The organism is Peribacillus sp. P4_C12, from assembly GCF_056402095.1.
Genome location: NZ_JBFUIB010000258.1, coordinates 1 through 5323 on the forward strand (window position 1 = coordinate 1; position 5323 = coordinate 5323).

The following is a 5323-nucleotide window of genomic DNA, read 5'->3' on the forward strand; positions in this document are numbered from 1 at the left end:
AGTAAAGTATTCCAATGTGTCTCCCTTGCGAGTGGCCATTCTGCTACGATATGTAATACTTGAATACCCTGTAATGCTAAGTCACGAATAATTTCAGGGAATCGTAAATCGTAACAAATAATAATCCCCATTTTCACACCTTCAAGTTCAAATACTTCCACTTGATTATGACCGCCTGTTAAAAACTTGGGTTCATCTAACATCGGAACAAGGTGCATCTTGTCATATGTATGAACAATCTCACCCATTCGATTTACAATAACTGCACGATTAAAGATATCTTTACCTTCTAGTACGGCAATCGAGCCACCCACCAAGTTTACATTAAACTTCTTAGCCAGTGATTGTAAAAATTCAATTGATTGATTACCATCCACTTTGCAGATTTCTTCCAGTTCCTCCAACACATAGCCCGTAGACCACATTTCAGGAAGTACTACAACATCCACATCATCACTATAGTTAGCTTCTAACCAGCGTTCAATGATTTTCCTATTCACTTCAGGATTTCCAACTACTAAATCCATTTGAAATACTAGATAATTCACATTGGTCACTCCTCTTAATTGTATTTAGTTTAGTAATGAAGTATCTGGTTTCACAAACAACCATAATATAGCTGCAATAAACACAGGGATTATAGTTACTCCTAATGTGATATTCCACCCAAAGTTTTCTGCTAACCAACCACATAATAACGGTGATACAAATGCTCCTAGATTTCCCCACAAGTTCATCCAACCTGAAACGGAACCTGAAAAGTTTCTTCCTAAGTCTGTAGCAGAAGCCCATGAACACACTACTGTGAATCCTAGTGAACCCAAGCATAATGATAACCATAAAACATTCATATAAGGCGATACTGTCATAACAGCAAGGTACATTGAAATAATAAATACTATTAAACCTGATATAGCTAAAGAGGATCTTGATATTTGCTTTGAAAAACCTTTACGTACTAAGTAGTCAGAAAGAATACCACCAGTCATTACAGTTATCAGAATTGCTAACCAAGGTAGGCTTGCAGCAAATCCCATTTTACTTAATGAGAATCCTCTATCTTCCAGTAAATAGGTAGGTAACCAAACTAAAAAGAAAGTAATAATATATAAAACAACAAAATATTGTAATCCTAACGCCCAAAATCTATAGCTTTTCAGAAAAGAATTCCATGGGGCTCTAACTTTAGCGGTATCAACAATTTCTCTGTCTTCAAGTATATATTCTTTTTCTTGTTCATTCACAAGTTTATGAATTTCAGGATAGTCTCGGGCTATAACGTACCAGACACCCGCAATGATTATTCCTATTAATCCGAAAATATAAAATACAGCTTGCCAACCAAAATATTGATAGATATAAACCGTAACGATAGGGGCTATAACTGGTCCAAAATATGAACCGGCCAATAAAGCACTAGATGCTCTGGCCTTTTCATCTCTTCTAAACCAGTTTGTATTAAATACGGCGTTAGCAGGAAACATCGGTCCTTCACCTATCCCAAATAAGAATCTCACCAAAAACAATAGACCGTGAGATTTAACTAAACCCGTCAAACCCGTAAATACTGACCACCATACTAGGGCAAAAGTGATCATTTTTCTTGGACCAAACTTTTCTGCCATAAGTCCTGCTGGAATTTGAACTAACGCGTAACCTAATGAGAATAATGATGCAAGCATACCAAACTGAACTTTATCTAAGCCTAAATCATCCATCATTGGTTTTGCTATTATTGAAATATTTGATCTGTCCATGTAAGCGATTACACCTATTATAAAGAAAAAGAATGCTAGTCCCCATCTAACTTTTGTAGGTTCCTTTTTCAAAACAATCACCCCTTAATAAATAATGGAATAATGATGTTTAATTTTTCTGTTTAACTTGGGGTGTTCAATTTCATATTCAAATTTATCACCAAAAATAAATCCATTTTTTGTAGGAACAGTACCTGAAAAAATAACAGTATGTTCTAGATCCTTTTCCCCGAACTTGTCCAGCTTTTCCAATAAAACATCAACCTCTAAGAGTGCGTCTAAAGTGTCTTCTTGATATAAATATTTTTCCCCATTTGAAGTAACATAAGAACGTAAGATAATATTATCCCAGTCTTCTTTTAAATCTGCTAATCTCCAAAAATCAGTTGCAAGAGGTTTATCACATATTGATTTGGACTTTAAAATATCTTCTTTTTCTACTTCTCGATCAGTATGATCGCTGCCAAGGGTAACCAACCATTCTTTTCCATCATGGAATAACACATATTCTGTTTCCCCTGAGGAAAATTTGCTTCCATTACATTCATTAGAAAAATTCAGTTGTTCTATTTTTTGTGGATATATCATCGGTACATGAGGTGGAGGTGCAATACCTAATTCTTTTAATTCATCTATGTGTTCTTGAATTTTTTCTATATTTCGTCCCCCATATCCAACAACAATTACTTTATTAATATCAATTTCATGTTTTTTAACCTCTCCATTAGAAAGATGTAAATTAATTACTTTTCTCATTTGAATTCCTCCTCAATTGATTAATAATTTCATTTTTGGTATTTTCCACATGGTTATTTGATGCTACCAGAAGTTGATTAATATCTTGTGATTTTATACCTTGTACAATTGCTTTATGTTCAGATATTGTTTCCTCAATACGCGACTTCTCAGTTATGGCTTTTAACCCAAACCATCTAATCTGATCACCAATTTCTTCAAACCACTTTTCTAATCGCTGATTTTTAGTTAATAATACAATTTCAGAATGGAACTCTTTATCTAATTCAATAAATCTTTGGTGATCTGTTTTATTTTTTTCTTGCTCCTCTATGTAACCTTCTAATACTTTTATTTGTTCTGGAGTAATATTTCCACAGATTTTTTCTAGTGAGAATCGGTCAAAAATCATTCGAATTTCCATTACTTCAATTACATTTTCTTCTGTTATTTCATTAATAAACGTACCAACCCGTGGTTTTGAAATTATCCATTTTTCTCTTTCTAACAACGACAGAGATTCTCTTACAGGAGTTCTACTTACACCTAACTTTTCACTTAGGTCTCTTTCATAAATTGCTTGACCCGGTAGAAGTTCATAATTCAAAATTGATTTCTTAATTGCCTCAAAAGCTATATCTCTTAACGGCATAACTGTCTCTATTTTTTTCATTTTTCCTCCTATTGGTATGTGGTATACCAATTATATTATAAACCTAAAATTCAGTCAATTCAAAATAATATGTTTTCTTCGGTAGCCCTTTTCTTATTGAACTAAAGGGGAAGTTTAGTTCATCAAGGATAATGGTTTTTTGTGGTAAAATTAATAGGGAAAGGATAATAAGGGGGATGACTATGGAAGAATTGGAAATATACGATTTTTTAAGATTAGTTTTTATTACTTTTATAATTAGTTTAATTGTTATTTCCATTATTTTATTGGTTCAAAAGAAACGAAGCAACCTCGTTAATGGATTCACAGTTAGTATTACTTCAATAATTTCAATAATTGTTTCTGGTATTAATCTTATTATTATGGGATACATAGCTGATGAATTAAATTTAGGAGGAGACGTTATTTCCTCATATTTGTTTCTTATAATTTTAGGGTTAAGCATATTGAATTTGTTTATTTACTTTAAAAATAAAAACAGTATTATTAGTGCCTAATAAATAAATTTTGTTCTTAAAGGAGTTGTTAAGGCAACTCCTTTCTTAATGAACTAATAGGTGCGTTAGCTGTAAATCGGAGCTGTCTTTAAGGTAGCTTTTTCTTTATGCAACTAACGGGGCAGTTTAGTTGAATAAAGAATGCCATAGTTTTCATCTTACCTTAAAAACTGTAAGCTTTAAAAACTAAGCATTCTTATTTTATAAACAATGACATCAATGTAGGCTTTTTTTCATACTATATTTTTGGGGTGAAAAAATGCCAAGAGTAAGTTACAAAAGTTCAGACGTTGACTTAATGGCAAGGATGATGAGAGCTGAAGCCGAAGGTGAAGGGTTACAAGGAATGTTATATGTTGGAAATGTAATTGTTAATCGTCTTAAAGCTGATTGTTTAGACTTTATAGATTTAAGAACAATTCCACAAGTCATTTATCACGTACAAGGAGGAAATTATTCTTTTGAAGCTGTTCAAAAAGGTAATGTATTTTATCAAAGAGCGAGGACTGCTGAAAAACGATTAGCAAAACAGAATTTGGAATACTGGAGACAACACCCAGGGAAATATGCCCTTTGGTATTTTAATCCATATGCTCCATGCCCACCTACATGGTACGATCAACCTTTTGCTGGACAATATAAAAATCATTGTTATTATGAACCAAAACCTGGAACATGTGAAAGTGTTTATACCGGTTAGGTTGTCTAGGAGCTATTGTTAATTCTTGAATTTTATTGTAATTTTGCCTTTTTGGTGCTACGAATACAAAATTTTTAGGTGCTGGTAGCCAACCATATTCAGTCAATGCAACTCCTGTAGATAATGTAACAGTTGTCGGTTGAAAAAACGCTTGAGACCCCAACCGCAGCCTATTTTTTCAATCGTTGTTTTGATGTACTTTTATCTCACGAAATAAAAAGGGAACTTCCTGGTTAGCAGGTGTTCCCTTTTTATATATATCAAACATTAAGTATTAGTAATTTATCCAAGAAAGCAAGATTGTGAGATATTATACTCAAACTAAAGGGTGCTTTACTTCAATTAGGGAGGTTGCTGTGGCAATCTTTTTCTTACGGAACAGGATTGTTCAATAATAAAATGGGAACATAACCCAACCTATTAGTGATTGTGCTAAAGTTTAGATTATAACGATTTAAAGAACTATTATTATTTTTCATTAATTCAATAATTCAATAATGAAAAGGTGGTGAGGCAAATGATGATTTTTGTACCATTTCTTGTAGCTTTTGTGATTCTTCCCCTATTTGTGCGAATTGTACCTGGAGTCTTAACAGTTATAGCTGCTATTATTCTATTTTACATTGGCTACGTAAACATAAGGGGATTTGAAGGGGCGGCTTATGGGATTCTCTCTGTCTTTTTAATTTGTTTTGCAATTTTATCGCTCATTATGGCAAAAAAGCCATCAAAGGCACGATAAAAAGAGCTTATTATTTCTTGAACTAACAGGTGCGTTAGCTGAAGAATAAGAGCTGTCTTTAAGGCAGCTTTTTCGTGCGCCCGGCATGGGTGCAATCTATAGGGTGAAAGTCCCGAACCATGAAGGCAGTAGTAGTGGTTAGCTTAATGCAAGGGTGTCCACGGTGACGTGGAATCTGAAGGAAGCAAGCGGCAAACCTCCGGTCTGAGGAACACGAAC

At 33.6% G+C, this 5323-nt stretch carries 7 protein-coding genes; 3 read left to right on the plus strand and 4 right to left on the minus strand.

Annotated elements, in window-relative coordinates; genetic code table 11:
* The 4 genes from AC1DUW_RS20470 to AC1DUW_RS20485 all read right to left on the minus strand — a co-directional run.
* On the minus strand, positions 1–548 hold a 548-nt coding region (locus AC1DUW_RS20470), incomplete at its 3' end, for a nitrilase-related carbon-nitrogen hydrolase (RefSeq protein WP_477643318.1).
* 24 nt (positions 549–572) lie between these two features.
* Positions 573–1829 carry an MFS transporter gene (locus AC1DUW_RS20475; RefSeq protein ID WP_053344576.1) on the minus strand — a complete coding sequence of 419 codons (1257 nt, stop codon included), beginning with the start codon at positions 1827–1829 and terminating at the stop codon, positions 573–575.
* Positions 1830–1841: 12 nt separating this feature from the next.
* Positions 1842–2513, minus strand: coding sequence for a DUF2848 family protein (locus AC1DUW_RS20480; protein WP_328116724.1), 672 nt, complete (start codon positions 2511–2513; stop codon positions 1842–1844).
* Entirely contained in the window at positions 2497–3165 is a 669-nt protein-coding gene (locus AC1DUW_RS20485; protein ID WP_053344578.1) for a GntR family transcriptional regulator, read from the minus strand. The genes AC1DUW_RS20480 and AC1DUW_RS20485 overlap by 17 nt, the downstream gene beginning before the upstream one ends.
* 182 nt (positions 3166–3347) lie before the next feature.
* Here AC1DUW_RS20485 and AC1DUW_RS20490 point away from each other — a divergent pair, with 182 nt between their 5' ends.
* From AC1DUW_RS20490 to AC1DUW_RS20500, 3 genes are all read left to right on the plus strand, one after another.
* A complete protein-coding gene (locus AC1DUW_RS20490; RefSeq protein ID WP_053344579.1) occupies positions 3348–3662 on the plus strand; it encodes a hypothetical protein in 315 nt (104 codons plus the stop codon).
* Positions 3663–3921: 259 nt separating this feature from the next.
* Positions 3922–4362 carry a cell wall hydrolase gene (locus AC1DUW_RS20495; RefSeq protein ID WP_053344582.1) on the plus strand — a complete coding sequence of 147 codons (441 nt, stop codon included), beginning with the start codon at positions 3922–3924 and terminating at the stop codon, positions 4360–4362.
* A gap of 517 nt (positions 4363–4879) precedes the next feature.
* Positions 4880–5104, plus strand: a complete 225-nt coding sequence (locus tag AC1DUW_RS20500) for a hypothetical protein (RefSeq protein WP_477643319.1) — start codon at positions 4880–4882, stop codon at positions 5102–5104.
* Positions 5105–5323 lie beyond the last annotated feature (219 nt).